This is a genomic window from Cupriavidus sp. SK-3 (assembly GCF_000611145.1).
Classification (GTDB): Bacteria; Pseudomonadota; Gammaproteobacteria; order Burkholderiales; family Burkholderiaceae; genus Cupriavidus.
In genome coordinates this window covers 55,045-69,995 of record NZ_JFJV02000035.1, presented here as the reverse complement: position 1 = coordinate 69,995, position 14,951 = coordinate 55,045, and the positions used below count along the sequence as shown (strand labels likewise).

Annotated in this window: 14 protein-coding genes and 1 pseudogene; 13 read left to right on the top strand and 2 right to left on the bottom strand. The window is 66.6% G+C overall.

Annotation, left to right across the window (positions count from 1 at the left end; genetic code table 11):
- The 6 genes and pseudogenes from CF70_RS37300 to CF70_RS03875 form a co-directional block, all read left to right on the top strand.
- A pseudogene (locus tag CF70_RS37300) lies at positions 1-270 on the top strand (hypothetical protein); the annotation flags it as partial.
- A 12-nt stretch (positions 271-282) separates the two neighbouring features.
- Positions 283-1,089 (top strand): aspartate dehydrogenase, encoded by an 807-nt coding sequence (locus tag CF70_RS03895; RefSeq protein ID WP_035860612.1) that lies wholly within the window; start codon positions 283-285, stop codon positions 1,087-1,089.
- 22 nt (positions 1,090-1,111) lie between these two features.
- Positions 1,112-2,584, top strand: coding sequence for an aldehyde dehydrogenase (locus tag CF70_RS03890; protein WP_035860610.1), 1,473 nt, complete (start codon positions 1,112-1,114; stop codon positions 2,582-2,584).
- A gap of 54 nt (positions 2,585-2,638) precedes the next feature.
- The gene (locus CF70_RS03885) at positions 2,639-3,628 is read left to right on the top strand and encodes a VOC family protein (protein ID WP_035860608.1); all 990 of its coding nucleotides are present in this window, start codon (positions 2,639-2,641) and stop codon (positions 3,626-3,628) included.
- 97 nt (positions 3,629-3,725) lie between these two features.
- Positions 3,726-4,682, top strand: coding sequence for a PDR/VanB family oxidoreductase (locus tag CF70_RS03880; protein ID WP_035860606.1), 957 nt, complete (start codon positions 3,726-3,728; stop codon positions 4,680-4,682).
- A 297-nt stretch (positions 4,683-4,979) separates the two neighbouring features.
- Positions 4,980-6,275 carry an MFS transporter gene (locus tag CF70_RS03875; RefSeq protein WP_235184870.1) on the top strand — a complete coding sequence of 432 codons (1,296 nt, stop codon included), beginning with the start codon at positions 4,980-4,982 and terminating at the stop codon, positions 6,273-6,275.
- Between the two features lie 40 nt (positions 6,276-6,315).
- Here the strand turns inward: CF70_RS03875 and CF70_RS03870 are convergent, their stop codons facing one another.
- Positions 6,316-6,873 carry a MarR family winged helix-turn-helix transcriptional regulator gene (locus tag CF70_RS03870; protein ID WP_035860604.1) on the bottom strand — a complete coding sequence of 186 codons (558 nt, stop codon included), beginning with the start codon at positions 6,871-6,873 and terminating at the stop codon, positions 6,316-6,318.
- Between the two features lie 312 nt (positions 6,874-7,185).
- Between CF70_RS03870 and CF70_RS03865 the strand changes: the two genes are divergently transcribed.
- From CF70_RS03865 to CF70_RS03835, 7 genes are all read left to right on the top strand, one after another.
- Positions 7,186-8,166, top strand: coding sequence for a Bug family tripartite tricarboxylate transporter substrate binding protein (locus CF70_RS03865; RefSeq protein WP_035860602.1), 981 nt, complete (start codon positions 7,186-7,188; stop codon positions 8,164-8,166).
- Positions 8,167-8,227: 61 nt separating this feature from the next.
- Positions 8,228-10,522, top strand: a complete 2,295-nt coding sequence (locus tag CF70_RS03860; RefSeq protein WP_035860600.1) for a xanthine dehydrogenase family protein molybdopterin-binding subunit — start codon at positions 8,228-8,230, stop codon at positions 10,520-10,522.
- Positions 10,515-11,381 carry an FAD binding domain-containing protein gene (locus tag CF70_RS03855; RefSeq protein ID WP_035860598.1) on the top strand — a complete coding sequence of 289 codons (867 nt, stop codon included), beginning with the start codon at positions 10,515-10,517 and terminating at the stop codon, positions 11,379-11,381. Before CF70_RS03860 ends, CF70_RS03855 begins: the two co-directional genes overlap by 8 nt.
- 9 nt (positions 11,382-11,390) lie before the next feature.
- Positions 11,391-11,867 (top strand): (2Fe-2S)-binding protein, encoded by a 477-nt coding sequence (locus tag CF70_RS03850; RefSeq protein WP_035860595.1) that lies wholly within the window; start codon positions 11,391-11,393, stop codon positions 11,865-11,867.
- Positions 11,857-12,654 carry a CoxG family protein gene (locus CF70_RS03845; protein ID WP_035860593.1) on the top strand — a complete coding sequence of 266 codons (798 nt, stop codon included), beginning with the start codon at positions 11,857-11,859 and terminating at the stop codon, positions 12,652-12,654. Before CF70_RS03850 ends, CF70_RS03845 begins: the two co-directional genes overlap by 11 nt.
- Before the next feature lie 171 nt (positions 12,655-12,825).
- Complete coding sequence (locus CF70_RS03840; RefSeq protein WP_035860590.1) at positions 12,826-13,647, top strand: IclR family transcriptional regulator; 822 nt, start codon at positions 12,826-12,828, stop codon at positions 13,645-13,647.
- Between the two features lie 98 nt (positions 13,648-13,745).
- Entirely contained in the window at positions 13,746-14,408 is a 663-nt protein-coding gene (locus CF70_RS03835; RefSeq protein WP_035860588.1) for a hypothetical protein, read from the top strand.
- A gap of 105 nt (positions 14,409-14,513) precedes the next feature.
- Here the strand turns inward: CF70_RS03835 and CF70_RS03830 are convergent, their stop codons facing one another.
- Positions 14,514-14,885: a hypothetical protein gene (locus tag CF70_RS03830; protein ID WP_035860664.1), complete on the bottom strand. Its 372-nt coding sequence runs from the start codon at positions 14,883-14,885 to the stop codon at positions 14,514-14,516.
- Between the last annotated feature and the right edge of the window lie 66 nt (positions 14,886-14,951).

Here is a 14,951-nt window from a genome sequence, read left to right as displayed (position 1 = left end):
GGCGGCCGCCGCCACTACGTGGACCTGCATACGCCTGATTACGCGCAACTGTCGCAATCGCTGGCGCTGCGCCATCGCCGTGTCAGCAACCTGGCGGATGTCGGCGCCGCCCTGGATGAGGCGACCGCCGAACAAGGTCCGTTCCTGCTGGAGATCGACATGCTGTCCATCGGTACCTTCAAGACCGCATTCGCCGGCCCGCCGGTCAACAAGGAAGCCGACGCCGAGAAGAGCGCGCGCGCGGCCGAACGCAGCACCGTGACTGTCTGAGGGAGACGCAACATGCTGCACGTGTCGATGGTGGGGTGCGGAGCGATCGGGCTTGGGGTGCTCGAACTGCTCAAGAGCGATCCGGATGTCGTGTTCGACGTGGTGGTGGTGCCGGAAGCCCAAATGGACCAGGCCCGCCACGCCGTCTCCGCGCTGGCGCCGCGGGCGCGCGTCGCCACCAGCCTGAGCCAGGCCGACGGACGGCCCGACCTGCTGGTGGAATGCGCCGGCCACCATGCGCTGGAAGAACACATCGTGCCGGCGCTGGAGCGTGGCATCGCCTGCATGGTGGTGTCGGTGGGCGCGTTGTCGGCGCCCGGCCTGGCGGAACGGCTGGAAGCGGCGGCACGGCGCGGCGGCACCCAGGTGCAGCTGCTGTCCGGCGCGATCGGCGCCATCGATGCGCTGGCGGCAGCGCGCGTGGGCGGCCTCGATGCGGTGGTCTATACCGGGCGCAAGCCGCCTGGCGCGTGGAAGGATACGCCGGCGGAAGCGCTGTTCGATCTCGATGCGCTGACCGAAGCCACGGTGATCTTCGAAGGCACCGCCCGCGAAGCGGCGCGGCTCTATCCCAAGAATGCCAATGTGGCCGCCACGCTGTCGGTGGCCGGGCTCGGTCTGGATCACACGCAGGTGAGGCTGCTGGCCGATCCTGGCGTGGACGAGAACGTGCACCATGTGGAAGCGCGCGGCGCTTTCGGTGGTTTCGAGCTGACCATGCGCGGCAAGCCGCTGGCGGCTAATCCCAAGACCTCGGCGCTGACGGTGTTCAGCGTGGTGCGTGCGCTGGGCAACCGTGCCCACGCCATGTCGATTTAAGCAGCGCAGCAAGGCAATCATCATGAAACAAGAGATTCTCCCCATCTGTATCGCAGGCGAGTGGCGCGTGGGCGGAGGCGAACGCTACGCCACGCGCTACCCGGCCACCGGCGAAGTGGTCGCGGAACTGAACGCGGCCAGCCTGGACGACGTGGAAGAGGCCGTGCAGGGTGCGCATCGCGCGTTCCTCACCAGCGGCTGGCCCCAGCGCAAGCCGCACGAGCGTGCAGCCGTGCTGCATCGCGTGGCCGACCTGATCCGCGCGCGCGCAGAGCCCCTCGCCCAGCGCCAGCGCCTGGATAACGGCAAGCCCATCAGCGAGACGCGCGCGCTGGTTGCCAGCGCAGCGGGCACCTTCCAGTTTTTCGCCGCGGCTTGCGAGACGCTGGAGGAGACGCTCACGCCCGCGCGTGGTGACTTCCTCACCATGAGCGTGCATGAAGCCATGGGCGTGGTGGCGGCGATCACGCCGTGGAACTCGCCCATCGCCAGCGAGGCGCAGAAGCTGGCGCCGGCGCTGGCTGCCGGCAACGCGGTGGTGATCAAGCCCGCCGAGATCACGCCGCTGATGGCGCTCGAACTGGCGGCCATCTGCGAAGAAGCCGGCGTGCCCAAGGGTCTCATCAGCGTGCTGCCCGGCAAGGGCTCGGTGATCGGCGACGCCATTACCAAGCACCCGCTGGTGCGCCGCGTGTCGTTCACGGGCGGCACCACCACGGGACGCCATATCGCGCATATCGCCGCCGACAAGATGATGCCGGTGTCGCTGGAACTGGGCGGCAAGTCGCCGACGATGGTGTTCGAGGACGCGGACCTGGATCATGCCGTCAACGGTGTGCTGTACGGCATCTTCAGTTCCTCGGGCGAATCGTGCATCGCGGGCTCGCGCCTGTTCGTGGCACGTTCCTTGTATGAGCCTTTCATGGACCGCCTGGCCGAGGGCGCGGCGCGCCTGCGCGTGGGCGACCCGGCCGACGAGCGCACCCAGATGGGGCCGCTGATCAGCGACCGCCACCGCGACTCGATCGAATCGTATGTGGCGCTGGGGGTATCCGAAGGCGGCCAACTGCGCACGGGTGGCATCCGCCCGGCGGTGGCGGGCTGCGAGAACGGCTACTTCTACACGCCCACCATCATCGAAGGGCTGGATAACAGCGCCCGCGTGTGCCAGGAGGAAATCTTCGGGCCGGTGCTGGTGGCGATGGCCTTCGACGACGAGGACGACCTGATCGCGCAGGCCAACGACAGCGTGTACGCGCTGGCGGCCGGTGTGTGGACGCGCGACTACAAGCGCGCATGGCGCTTCGCGCGCGCGGTGCAGGCGGGCAACGTGTGGATCAATACGTACAAGCAGTTCTCCATCTCGACGCCGTTTGGCGGCTGGCGCGACAGCGGCCTGGGCCGCGAGAAGGGGAGGCTGGGCATCCTGCAGTACATGGAGCAGAAGAGCGTGTACTGGGGCATGCATGAACAACCGCTGCCGTGGGCTAACTGAGTGACCCCGACGACGTTGGCAACGACACAAGCGACACAGCAGGAGATGGGAATAATGAACACGATTCTGGGCATCGACGAAATCGTCTACGGTGCCGACGACCTGGACGCCTGCCGGCGCTTCTTCGCCGACTGGGGCCTCACGCTGGTGCGCGAGGATGGTGCCGGTCTGGATTTCGAGACGCTGAACGGCTGCCGCGTGCTGGTGCGCCGCACTGACGACCCCGCGCTGCCGGTGGCGATGGAAGACGGCCCGACGCTGCGCGAAGTGGTGTGGGGCGTGGACACGCAGGCCGCGCTGGACCGAATCGCGGATGCCATTCGCGCCGAGCCGGGCTTTGTCAGCTCGGGCGAGCACGGTGTGCAGGGCGAGCAAGGCGAGCGCGTGGGCTGCACGGATCCCAACGGACTGGCCGTGCGCTTCCAGCTGACCCGCAAGCGCGAGGTCGAAGTCGAATGCGCCACGATGAACACCTGGAACGACAAGCCGCGCCTGAACCAGCGCAGCCCGATCTATGAGCGCGCCACGCCGATCGAGGTGGGGCACGTGGTGTTCTTCGTCAAGGACGTGGCGGCGACCGAGCGCTTCTATACCGAGAAGCTGGGCTTCGTGCCGTCGGACCACTATCCCGGCCGTGGCGCCTTCCTGCGCTGCGCGCCGGACGGCGGCCACCACGACCTGTTCCTGCTGCAGTTGCCGCAGGCCAAGAGCGGCCTGAACCACGTGGCCTTCACCGTGCGCGATATCCACGAGGTATTCGGCGGCGGCCTGCATGTGTCGCGCAGCGGCTGGGACACGCAGCTCGGCCCGGGCCGGCATCCGATTTCCTCGGCTTACTTCTGGTACTTCAAGAATCCGGCCGGCGGCCTGATCGAGTACTACGCGGACGAGGACCAGCTGGACGCCGAATGGGAGCCGCGCGACTTCGAACCGGGTCCCACCATGTTCGCGGAATGGGCGGTGGAAGGCGGCCTGGACGGTAACACCCGCCGGCAGAAGAACGCGGGCGGCCCCCAGGGCAAGTTCCTGACCGAGAAGCGCTGAATAGGGTGTGGCAGGCAGCGTAGCAATACAGGCAGCAAGGCGATACGACGCAATACGAAGCGACACATAGCGACACAAAGCAACACAAGGAAGTGCCATGAGTACCAGCCAATCCCTCACCCTGCGCGTGCAGGCTATGCGCTTCGAAGCGCGCGGCATTGTCAGCGTGGAGTTGCGCGACCCGGAAGGGCGCGAGTTGCCGGCGTACGCGCCCGGCGCGCATATCGACCTGCATCTGGGCAATGGCCTGGTGCGCAGCTACTCTCTGTGCGGCGCGCCGGAAGTGCGCGACCGCTACGTGGTGGGTGTGTTGCTCGACCGCGCCAGCCGCGGCGGCTCGCGCTATGTGCACGAGCAGCTGCGCGTGGGCAGCACGCTTGCCGTGGCGGTGCCCCGCAACCACTTCGCGCTGGAAGAGGGCGCGGCCCACACGGTGCTGGTGGCGGGCGGGATCGGCGTGACGCCCATCGTCTGCATGGCGCGGCGGCTGCATGAACTGGGGCGCTCCTTCACGCTGCTTTACTGCGCGCGGTCTCGCGCGGAAGCGGCTTTCGCGGACGAGCTGGCCGCCTATGGCGACGCGGTGCGCATGCACTTCGACGACGAGGCGGGCAGCCCGCCGGACCTGTCCGCGCTGCTGGCGGGGCAAGCGGCCAGCACGCACTTCTACTGCTGCGGCCCCGGCCCGATGCTGAATGCCTTCGAAGCCGCCTGCGCCGGACACGGCTATGCCGAAGTGCATATCGAACGCTTCGCGGCCGACCCGTCGGTGGCGGCGGTGCAGGAAGGCGAGTACACCGTGGCGCTGGCAAGCACGGGCAGCGAGCTGAAAGTGCCGGCAGGCAAGTCCCTGCTGGATGCCTTGCTCGAAGCGGGCATCGCCGTCGAGCACAGCTGCAGGGAAGGCGTGTGCGGCTCGTGTGAAACGCGCGTGCTGGAAGGCATTCCAGAACACCGCGATGGCGTGCTCAGCAAGAGCGAACGCGAATCGAACCAGACCATGATGGTGTGCGTGTCGGGTTGCAAGGGCAAGCGCCTGGTGCTGGACCTCTGAGCGACCTCCAAGCGCTACCGCGCGCCGCATCGGATGCGGCGGCGGTGGTGGCCAGCGCGGGGTAGATCCCGCGATGCGCCAGCGCGAGGCGGCTGCGTGCCTCGGATATTTTTGAAGAGAAACACCGTGTTGATCCAGAGACAAGAGGCCCCGTTCGCCGATGCGAACGCCGCGGGCGTGGCGACCCCATCCAGCAACATCGCGGCAGACGGCGGCGCGGATCGCGCTGCCGGCGCGCCGGCCACGGCCACGCGCGGCGAGATCATCGCGCGCATCGAGCGGCTGCCCAGCAATGGCATGCATGTCAGGGCCCGGTTGCTGATCGGCCTGGCCACGTTCTTCGACGGCTTTGATGTGATCGCGATTGCGGCCACGTTGCCGCTGCTGATCTCGATGTGGTCGCTTACGCCGGCCCAGGTCGGCTTCCTGATCGCGGCGCCGTCGGTGGGGCAATTGATTGGCGCGCTGCTGTTCCCCTATCTCGCCGAGCGCTTCGGGCGGCTGCATTCGATTGGCTGGAGCGCCGGCATCATCGGACTGATGAGCATCGCCTGCGGCTTCGCGCCATCGTTCGAAATCTTCGCGTTGCTGCGCATCGTGCAGGGCCTCGGGCTCGGCGGCGAATTGCCGGTGGCCGCCACCTATATCAACGAGGTCACGCGCGCACACGGACGCGGGCGTTTCGTGCTGCTGTACGAGGTGGTGTTCCCGATCGGGCTGCTGATCTCCAACGGCGTCGGCGCGTGGCTGGTGCCGAAGTTCGGCTGGACTGTCATGTATTTCATCGGCGGCGCCCCGGTCATCCTCTTCTTCATCCTGCGCCGGGCCATTCCGGAGTCGCCGCGCTGGCTGGCGGAGAAGGGCCGCTTGGAGGAAGCCGACCGCGCGCTGCAGGCCTTCGAGGCGCGCGCCAAGGGGCCGCTGGCGCCGCTGGGCGATGTGTCCTCCTACGATGCGATGACCCACAAGCATCCGCGCCGCGGCGTCAAGGACCTGCTGGGCAAGGCCTATATCGGGCGCACGCTGGCAGTGTGGATGCTGTGGGCCACCTGCGGCTTTATCCAGTACGGGCTGTCGACCTGGCTGCCGACGATCTACAAGACCGTGTATCACGCGCCGCTGCAACTGGCGCTGAATCTCGCCGCCGGCGCGTCGGTGCTGGGCGTGGTGGGCTCGCTGGTCTGCGCGATGATCGTCGACAAAGTGGGCCGCAAGCCGGTGATCAACGTCTCGTTTGTCCTGTGTGCATTGTCGCTGGCGCTGGCCGGCGTGTTCCACGCGGAGTCGGTGTATGTGGTGGCGGGCCTGTGCGCGCTGTCCCTTGGTTTCCTGGCCAGCGGCTTTATCACGGCCTATGTGTACACGCCGGAACTGTATCCCACCAGCATCCGCGCGATGGGCTGCGGCTTCGGGGGCGCCTGGCTGAAACTGGCGGCGATCTTCGCGCCGACGCTGGTCGCCAATACGATCGGCACGGGCAACCTCAGCAGCGCGTTCTATGCGCTCGCGCTGGTGCCGTTCCTGGCCGCGCTGACGATTCACTTCCTTGGCATTGAAACCAAGGGCAAGGTGCTCGAACAACTCGAGGCCTGAAGCACGCAAGGCCGCGGGCGCTCGCCAGAGCGCCCGCTCTTTACTCGCCCGGAATCGCGTCCTTGCGGCCGGGCGCGACGCACAAGCCGTGCAGCTTCCTCAGCGCCAGGTACATCGCACGGCGCTCCTCCGGCTCCAGTAGCCGAATCACCTCCGCCTGGCCCTTCCTGGCCAATGGCATCACCTGTTCGTGCAGCGCCAGGCCTTGCGGCGTGATGCTGCAGATCAGTTTCTTGCGCGGGGTATTGCCCTCGGCGTCGATCTTCACCAGTCCACGGCTTTCCAGCAGGCGCAAGGTGCGGCTGACCAGGGCCTTGTCCGAAGTCGATTGCACCACCAGCTCGGCAAAGGGCAACCGCCGCGCGTGGGCCAGCAGCGCCAGCAGGCGCCATTCGGGCACCGTCAGTTCGAACTGTTCCGCATAGGGCAGGGTGACGGTGCGGCGCAAGGCGTTCACCAGCTGACTCAGCATGGTCGTCAGGAAGTCGTCGACGACCAGCCCGTTACCTTCCTCATCGAGCGTCTCCCAGGGGCAATTGGCCTCGGGGTGCACTGCCGTGCCTTCGGCGGGGCTGGCTTCGCGCTTCGTTTGATCCATGTCTCTTGAGCCACACGCCGGGCGGCGAGTAATCGGGGTCTGATTGTCTCACAGGGGCTGCGCCTTCCATTGCCTCGCAGGCTGCTTGACGATCCGGAATCAATGAATAGCAAGTCAATATGTCAATTGGGGTTTAACGTAAGTTGAGTGGTCAACAAGCGCAATCTACGATGGTAAACATGTTCCTCTCCTGAACTGGCGTCTTACCAATAAAACGCACATCGAATGCGTTCCCGTCCTTTTCATAGTGCCGAACACTGCATCCACGAAGCCATTCCCCGCCAACGTGGTGCGTCCCCACAGGAGCCGTAGATGAACCTTGCCCGACGTCAGATCCTTGCATCGGCGATCGCCGCGATAGCGCTTGGCGCCGGCAGCGCGCTCGCGCATGCCTATCCCGCCAAGCCTGTCACGATCGTGGTCGCGTATCCGCCCGGCGGCGATACCGATTCCATGGCGCGGATGTACGCGGAGAAGCTGTCGATCCGCCTGAAGCAGCCCGTCATCGTCGAAAACAAACCGGGCGCCGGCGGCGTCGTGGGTAACGCCCTGGTCGGGCGCGCGCCCGCCGATGGCTACACGCTGCTGTTCACGCCCAACCCGTTCACCACCGCGCCGATGGTGCTGAAGCTGCCGCCCAGCGCCAGCTACGACGCGCTGCATGGCTTCACGCCCGTGATCCAGACCGGCACGCAGACCGTGCTGCTGGTGGCGTATCCCGCTGGCGGCATCAAGAACGTGCAGGAGATGGTTGCCGCGGCGAAGGCCGGCAAGGCGCTGACCTACGCCAGCCCCGGCGCCGGCTCGCCCATGCATATCGCCGGCGAATGGCTGAACCGCGCGGCGGGCATGAAGATCCAGCACGTGCCGTACCGGGGCGTGGCGCCCGCCGTGAACGATGTGGTCGCGGGTCATGTCAACTTCGCCTACGTGACGCTGGGGCCGGTCGCGCAGTACATCAACACCGGCAAGCTGATCGCACTGGCCGTGACCGATCCCAAGCGCTCGCCGCTGCTGCCCAATGTGCCGACGCTGTCGGAGCTCGGCTACCGGGACGTGGTCGTCGGCGCATGGCACGGCGTCATGGCGCCCAAGGGCACGCCCGCCGATGTGGTGAAGCTGCTCAACGAACAGCTCAACGAGATCGTCAGGCTGCCCGACATCGCCGAGAAGATGGCCACCTTCGGCGCTGTCCCAGTCGGCGGCGCGCCCGCCGTGCTGGAGAAGGTCAACGCCTCCGACTACGAGCGGCTGGGCAAGGTCATCCGGGATTTCGGCATCACCGCCGAGTGACGCGGGCCGGCGGCGGTTGCGCCGGCTTATCGATCGTTTTCAGACTTAGCAGGAGGTCGGCTTGAGTACGTCGACAGTGGGAACATCCACGCCGCAAGTGACGGCGCGGGAGAAGGTGCTGGGCAGGGCCGTGTACGCCGGCGATATCAAGCAGGCCGGCATGTTGCACGCCAAGGTGCTGCGCAGCCCGTATCCGCATGCCCGCATCGTTCGCATCGATACCTCGGCGGCGCGTGCGCTCCCGGGCGTCAGGCTGGTGCTGACCGGCAGCGACACGCCCGCGCGGCTGTGGGGGCCACATCGCAAGGAGCAGCGCATCCTGGCAGCCGGCGTGGTCCGCTACGTGGGCGAGGAAGTGGCCGCGGTCGCCGCCGTCGATGAAGAAACCGCGCGCGACGCGCTGGACCTGATCCGCGTGGAGTACGAAGAACTGCCCGCGATCCTGAGCCCGGAGGCCGCGCTTGCCGGCGGCGCGTCCGAGGTGCACGCGGGCACCCGCAATATCGCGCACGAGATGCATATCGAGCGCGGCGACATCGATGCCGGTTTCGCCCGCGCCGCGGTGGTCTACGAGGCCACCTACGACATGCAGTCGCAATATCCCGGCTATCTGGAGCCGATGGCCACGGTGGCGGCGCAGGACGGCAACGGCCGGCTGACGGTATGGGCGTCGACGCAATCCGTGTTCCTCGCGCGCGCGCGCCTGGCGGAAGCGCTCGATCGTCCCGCCTCCACCATCCGCGTGATCCAGGCGGTCACCGGCGGCGGCTTCGGCGCCAAGATCGTGGAGGAGAACAACAGCCTGATCGCGGCCTTGCTGGCGAGCCGGCTGGAGCGCCCGGTGCGCTTCGTCAACAACCGGTTAGAGGATTTTCTTGGCGCGCGCGCCAGCGTGCCGGCCAGGGTCTGGCTGAAGATGGGGCTGGATGCGCAGGGGATGATCGTCGCCAAGGACGTCAGGATCGTGGCGGAGTGCGGCGCCTATGCCGGCCTGGCCGGCGACGTGATGCACGTCACCGCGATGCGCAGCGACAACATGCACCGCGTCGAGAACGTGCGCTCGAACGCAGTGCTCGCCTATACCAACACGCAGCCGCGCGGCGCGTTTCGCGGCTTTGGCGGCCAGCAGATGCAGTTCCCGCTGAACAGCCACCTCACCATGCTGGCGGAGATGCTCGGCATGGATCCCATCGAAGTCCACAAGCGCAACGCCATCCGCACGGGCGACACCAGCGTGCATGGCTGGAAGATCGGCAGCAGCGGCCTGGTGGAATGCCTTGAGCAAACGCGCGCGGCCATCCGGTGGGATGCGCGCCGTGCCGATGCCTCGGGAAAAACCGGCACGCGCCGGCGCGGACTTGGCATCGCCGCCGCCATGCATGTCAGCGGCAATCGCACCCTGGGCAACTGGGACGGCTCCACCATCGTGCTCAAGGTCAATGAGGACGGGCGCGCCATGCTGCTCACCAGCGAGTGCGATATGGGACAGGGCGCCAACACCATGCTCAGCCAGATCTGCGCGCAGGAGCTTGGCATTCCGCTGTCGCATGTCACCGTCTGCGCGCCGGATACCGACGTGGCGCCGTTCTGCCTGGGCTCGCTGGCTTCGCGCGTGACCATCATTTCGGGCAACGCCGTGATGAAGGCTGCGCGCGAGGCCCGGCAGAAGCTGCTGACCGTTGCCGCGGAAAAACTTGGCGTGCCCCGCGACGAACTCGATATTGCGGACGGCGTGATCCGTGCCCGCAACGACGCCGGCAAGCAGGCTACTCTTGCCGAGATCGCGCGCCTGCATATCTTCCGTCATGGCGGCGAAGGGCTGATGGTGCGTGCCACCTACGACGCGCCAACGGTGATGCACGACGCCAACTACTACGGCAACATTGCCCCGGCTTATTCGTTCGCGGCGCAGGCGGTTGAAGTCGAAGTGGATACCGTGACCGGACAGGTCACGGTGATCGACAGCTTCGTGTCGGACGACTGCGGCAAGGCCATCAATCCGCTGGCGGTGCACGGGCAAACGCATGGCGCCACCGTGCAGGCGATCGGGTGGACGCTGTACGAACATCTGCAGATCGAGGATGGCCGCATCCTCAACGGCAACTTTGCCGACTACACCATGCCCACCGCCGACGCCGTGCCCGCGCTGCGCACGGAGGTGGTCGAGTCCAACGATCCCAACGGGCCCTACGGCGCCAAGGGCGCCAGCGAAACCGCCATCCTGCCGGGCGCCGCGGCCATCGCCAACGCCGTCCACGACGCGATCGGCGTACGCATCACCTCGCTGCCCATCACGCCGGAGAAGGTGCTGGCCGCGCTGCGCGAGCGCAAGGAAAAGGAGACGCATCATGCGTGATTTCGAATTTCTGGAACCGGGCTCGGTGCAGGAGGCGGGGCATATGCTGGCCGACCTCGGCGACGAGTGCCGCGTGATAGCCGGCGGCACCGCGCTGATGCTTGGCATGCGCCAGCGCATGCTCACACCGGCACACCTGGTATCGCTGGGCCGGCTCGATGCGCTGCGCAAGATCGAGTACGACCCGCGCAACGGGCTGCGCATCGGCGCGCTCGCCTTGCATGCGCAGGTAGCGCGTTCGCCGCTGGTGCAGGCGCATTACCCCATGCTGGCCAGCATGGCCGGGCGCGTCGCCAATCCGCAGGTGCGCAACCAGGGCACGATCGGCGGCAACCTCTGCTATGCCGACCCGGCCACGGATCCACCGGGCTGCCTGATGGCGTTGGAGGCGCAGGTGGTGGTGGCCGGGCGGCGCGGCGAGCGCGTGCTGGAGATGGAAGCGTTTCTTGTCGACTACTACACCACGGCCCTCGAACCCGACGAACTGGTGACCGAGATCCGCATTCCGGCGCCAGCGCCCGATGCGGTGGGCCACTATGCCCGCTTCCTGCGCACGGCCGCGGAACACCGGCCGCTGGCCAGCGTGGCGCTGCTGGCACGCCGCGCGGGGCCGGCCTGCATAGAGGCGCGGCTTGCCGTGGGCGCGTCCACGCCGATTCCCGCACGCCTGCGGCGTGCCGAAGCCTTCCTTGCCGGCAAGGCCGTCACGCCGGAGGTGGCGGCCGAGGCGGCTGACATCGTGGCCGCCGATATCGACCCCGTCTCCGACATGCGCGGCAACGCGGACTATCGCCGCGAGATGGTCCGGACCGTGGCGCGGCGAAGCATCGCCACGCTGTTCGGACTGGCGGCGGAATAAGGATTTCCCATGCAAAAGATCAACATCGAACTCACCGTCAACGGCGAAGCGCACAGCGTCGACGTACCGGCGCGGCGGCTGTTGTCGGACCTGCTGCGCGACGATCTCAACCTGACCGGCACCAAGCGCGGCTGCGAGACCGGCATCTGCGGCGCCTGCTCCGTGCTGGTGGATGGCGAAGTCGTGAAGTCCTGCCTGATGCTCGCCGTGCAGGTGCGGGGCCGCGACGTCACCACGGTCGAAGGCCTGAGCGCCGGCGGTGAGCTGCATCCGCTGCAGCAAAGCTTCATGGAATGCGGCGGGCTGCAGTGCGGCTACTGCACCCCCGGCTTCCTGATGACCTCCTGCGCCATGCTGGCGCACAACCCCAACCCCACAGAAGAGGAAGTCCGTGCCGGCCTGAACGGCAACCTGTGCCGCTGCACCGGTTACGTCGGCATCGTCGAGTCCATTCTGTCCGCCGCGGAGAAGATGCGTGGAAATTGAAAAAACCCTTGTCGTCGGCGCAACGCCGGCACGTGTGTGGGCACTGCTGCTCGATCCCAATGTGATGGGTGGGTGCGTGCCGGGCATGCAGTCGATCGAAGTGGTCAGCGATGTGGAGTACGTCTCCCATATCCAGGTCAAGATCGCCTTTGTCAGCGCGCGCTTCAAGATCAAGACAACCATTGTCGAGATGCGCGCGCCCCACTACCTGCGCAGCGAGGGCACCGGCGAGGACGCCTCGGTGGCCAGTTCGCTCAAGCAGTCCAGCGAGATCTTCCTGACCGGGCAGCCGGACGGCCAGACCGAGCTGCGCATGAAGATCAACGTGGATGTGCTGGGCCGGCTCGGCACATTCGGGCTGAGCGTGATGAAGACAAAGGCGGACCGGATGTGGGAGGAGTTCGGTGCGAATCTGTCGGCACGGCTGGTGGCGCCTGCGGAGGCTGTGGCGCCGGGTGGCGCCGCCGCGGAGGTCGCGAAAGCGTTCGCCGAATCGCCGGCCGAGCTTGTGGCCGCCACTTTGCCAGTTGCCGCTGGCGAGGCAATCCCCGCGCGGCCAGCCATCGCGAAGGCAGCGGCGGGGCGGGTCAACGGAAATGGCACCGGAGGCTGGTGGTCACGGCTGTTTTCGCCGGCGGCCGCTACCGGCGGTGGAAACCCGGACCGGGGACCACTGACGGATATCTGCATCGAGGTCCGCCAGCCCAACGCGACCATTACCGTGCGCTGGCCGGCGCAGCACGCCGGCGAATGCGCGGCCTGGCTGCGGGAATACCTGAGGGGGTAGGGGGCGGGCACCGGTCTGGTGATTGAAGTGCTGGAGGATCGACGCCGGGCGTGTTATATCCGTCAGTCGCGGGATGGCGCGCCGGGGTGCGCGGCCCGCATCGGGCGGGGCCTGGCCCAAAGCCAGTACCATATAGCAACGCCAAAGCACTTCATTCGCAGAGATATCACCATGACAGACGCTGTCGAGCCAACCGATCTCCAGGACAAGTACATCGTGCCGGGACTTGAACGCGGCCTGCGCTTGCTGGGCGAGTTCAGCCGCAACGAGAAGACCTTGTCCGCGGCCGAACTGGCTCGCAGGCTCCAGGTCCCGCGCTCCACGGTGTTCCGCCTGCTGACCACGCTGGAGATGATGGGCTTTGTCGAGCGCACCGACGGTGGCCGCGAGTTTCGGCTCGGCATGGCGGTGCTGCGCCTCGGCTTCGACTACCTCGCTTCGCTGGAATTGACCGAACTGGGCCGCCCGCTGCTGGACCGCCTGCGCGACGAGATCAACTACCCCTGCAACCTCGTGGTGCGCGACGGCCGCTCCATTGTCTATGTGGCCAAGTCCGTGGCCCCCACGCCGTTCGCCAGTTCGGTCAACGTCGGCACCCGCCTGCCGGCGCACGCTACCGTGCTCGGCCGTGTGCTGCTTGAAGACCTGACATTGGAGGCGTTGCGCGAACTCTATCCCGAGCCGCAACTGGAAGTCTTCTCGGACAGCACGCCCAAGACCGTGGAAGCGCTGTTCGACATGGTCCAGCGCGACCGCGAGCGCGGCTATGTGCTGCAGGAAGGCTTCTTCGAAACCAGCATCTCGACCATCGCCGCGCCGGTGCGCGACCGCAGCGGCAAGGTGGTGGCGGCGCTTGGGGCCACCATCCCGGCCTCGCGCATCGATCCGGCGCGGCTGGATGCGATGGTGGAGCAGGTGAGGGGGGCTGCGGCGGAGTTGTCGCGTTTGCTGGACTATCGGCCGCCGATGGGTGGCGTGGTGGCGAATTTCTAAGGAGCCGGGCGAGCGGCGCGAATTCCTGCAGGCCCATCCTGTCCCGCTGGTGGACGGGCGCGGCCGGGCAGGACGATCAGGGAACCCCGGGAAGCGAAATGGCTGAGAAGGTTGGCGGTTGGATTCTAGTGGAGAGCAAAGGCGGTTACCGCCGGCTTGCGCGATACGCAATCGAAGATGAGGGCCCGCTGAATATCCGGTTCGTCCGCGCCGGCACCGTTCAGGAAGGCACGGGCGCCGATTCTGACCGGATCGGGCAGCCGAAAACCAGGAAGTTGTCGTATCACGCAACCGGGCAAGTCCACCTGGACCACCGGCCCGGCGAAAGCGTGTTCATGGAGCCCTTGGGCCGTATCACCGGCTTGAATCTCTTCGCGGTCTATCGTGTCCCGTCGGTGGGGCGACTTGATGAGCATGATGAGGCCTTGAGCCCCTCGGACCTGGTGCTGGCTTGTCCTGAGCAGTCCGTCCCGACTCAGTTCCTCTTCGGGATAGGTCCTTGCACCACAAGCGCTCCCGGAACCTGGGGCAGCATCAGCCTGGAAGGCTTGTTTACGCTTAGCGTTGCGATGGCTCCCGAAGCGCCCGACTATCCCGAGCACCTGAAGATTTACTTCTCCATATTCCTGTGGAAGGGCTTGTTTGAGCAACTGCCGATCCAGGAAGATCTTGCCCATGCGGAATTCCGCCAGAAGCTGGATGCTTCCCAAGGATTGGTCGTCTCTCCTGCCACGCCAGCCGCCGCGAAGGGTGGCTGCTGAGGCGGCGGCGCGCCGTCGTTGCCATGCTGGATCTCTTCCGCAGGAGGCCCTCCGGTCTCCATCCTTCTGGGCCGGGCACCTCCCAAATGGACTATCGCCTCCGTGTTAGCGTTTCCAGGCTATCGGCGCGGAGGCAGCGCAGGCGGCCACCTTGCCGGACCAGCTCCTGGTGGTAGTGACCTTGACTAGCTGTTCGTTGACCGGCTCGATCGGCCGTTGCCGGCGCTCGGCCAGGCTGTTGGCTACGCTGGCAAGCGCTGCTTTGCACGCCGCATCGGCCGAACTGGATCGCACGATGAACTGCGAATAGCGATAGTTGACCATCAGGGTGAAGCCGTCTGGAACGTATTCAACCGTGTACTCGGTGTCCATGTCATACGTCGACATCTGTCGGCCAGCAGATGGCGCGGGCGTGGTCGTAGTGCATGCCGCCGATATCAGGCAGGCCACCGCTGCCAACACCTTCTTGTATTGCACGGCATGATCTCCATGGATTTCATTGCAGGAAGCGCGGCGCATCTTGGCTTGTGTGCGAGTCTGGAG